The organism is Streptomyces alkaliphilus, assembly GCF_014141535.1.
Lineage (GTDB): Bacteria > Actinomycetota > Actinomycetes > Streptomycetales > Streptomycetaceae > Streptomyces > Streptomyces alkaliphilus.
Genome location: NZ_VKHT01000922.1, coordinates 1 through 1994, shown reverse-complemented (window position 1 = coordinate 1994; position 1994 = coordinate 1). Strand labels below are relative to the sequence as shown.

The window sequence follows — 1994 nt, the reverse complement described above, 5'->3', positions numbered from 1 at the left end:
GCGCCGTGAGCGGCCCGTCACCGCGGCCCGACCGTCCGCGTGCCCCCCGCCCCCCGCGCCCCCGGCCGGCGGGGCGGCCGGCCGCCGGGGAGCAGTTGCGGCTGACCGGCCACCGGCCCCGCCTGCGGCTCATCGGCATCGGGCTGACCCTGGTCACCCTGGTCTTCACCATCCGGCTGGTGCAGGTGCAGGCGGTGGACGCGGCCTCCTACACGGATCAGGCCGCCGTCAACCGCTACCTCACCCTGCCCATCGCGGCCCGCCGGGGCGACATCACCGACCGCAACGGCACGGCCCTGGCCACCACCGTCGACGCCTACGACATCGTCGCCGACCCCTCGCTGTTCACCGCCGAGCACACCGGTGTCCCGGACGCCCCGCAGCAGGCGGCCGCGCTCCTGGCGCCGATCCTGGAGCGGGACGAGGAGCGCCTGGCCGAGCTGTTGGACAACCCCGACTCCCAGTACGCCCTCCTCGCCCGACAGCAGACCCCGCAGGCGTGGCGGCAGATCCTGGATCTGCGCGGCGCCCTGGCCGAGCGCAGCCGGCAGGGCACCGGCCATCAGGTGCTCACCGGGATCTTCCGGGAGAAGAACCCCCGGCGCGTCTATCCGGGCGGCGAGCTGGCCGCCGGCCTGCTGGGGTTCGTCAACGCCGAGGGCGCGGGCGCCGCGGGTCTGGAGTCGATACTGGATCCGCAACTGGCCGGCCGGGACGGCACCATCCGCTACGCGCAGTCCGGCGGTCGCCGGGTTCCCACCGCCGGCTCCACCGAACAACCGGCGGTACCGGGCACCGACATCGAACTGACCATCGACCGGGACATCCAGTGGGCGGCGGCGGACGCGATCGCCCGGCAGGTGGAGGACTCCGTCGCGGACAGCGGCTACGTCATCGTCCAGGACGTGCGCAGCGGTGAGATCCTCGCGATGGCCTCCGCTCCCGGCTTCGATCCCAACCGGTACGGCGCCGCGGACCCGGCGTTGCTGGGCAACCCCGCCCTGCAGGACGCCTACGAACCCGGCTCCACCAGCAAGCTCGTCTCGATGGCGGCGGTGCTGGAGGAGGGCGTGGCCACCCCGGAGACGCACGTCACCGTGCCCGGCCGACTGCCCCGCGCGGGACGGGCCTTCTTCGACGACCACGACCACGACACCTACCACCTGACCCTGGCCGGGGTCATGGCCCGCTCCAGCAACATCGGGACCATCCTGGCCACCGAACGACTGGGGGAGACGCAGGAGGAGGCCAACGAGGTCCTCCACGCCTATCTGCGGGCCTTCGGCTTCGGCCGCGCCACGGGCCTGGGCTTCCCCGGCGAGACACCGGGCATCCTCGCCGCCCCGCGGGACTGGAACACCGCCCAGCAGTACACGATCCCGTTCGGCCAGGGCGTCTCCGTCAACGCCCTCCAGGCCACCAGCGTCTTCTCCACGGTCGCCAACGGGGGGGAGCGGATCACCCCCTCCGTGGTGCGCGGCACGGTGGGTCCCGACGGCCGCTGGGAGGCGGCTCCGGAGCCCGAGCGCGAGCGGGTGATCGGTGAGGGGACCGCCCGGCGGCTCACCGAGATGCTGGAGACGGTGGTGGTCGACGAGGACTGGGGAACCGGGCACGCGGCCCGTATCCCCGGCTACCGGGTGGCGGGCAAGACCGGCACATCCAATCGGGTGGATCCGGAGACCGGTCGCTACAACGGTTACACGGCCTCCTTCGCCGGCTTCGCCCCGGCCGACGAGCCGCGGGTCACGGTCTACTGCGCCATCCAGAACCCCACCGGTGAGCAGTACTACGGCGGGCAGTTGTGCGGACCGGTCTTCCGCGAGGTGATGACCTTCGCCCTCAAGGCGCTCTCCGTCCCGCCCTCGGGCGAGGAGCCCCGGGCCCTGCCCACCACCTTCGACCCCGACGAGTGATCGCCGGCCGGCCGGGGGCGGGAGCCACTCGTCGGGGTCGTCCCGCCCCCGCCGGCCGGCCCCCTCGCTTCGCGACAC

At 73.8% G+C, this 1994-nt stretch carries 1 protein-coding gene; it reads left to right on the top strand.

The genetic code is table 11. The features are described from left to right. Nucleotides 1-1916, top strand: a 1916-nt coding sequence (locus FNQ90_RS21170; protein WP_228471450.1) for a peptidoglycan D,D-transpeptidase FtsI family protein, incomplete at its 5' end; no start/stop codon positions are given. Nucleotides 1917-1994: the final 78 nt, after the last annotated feature.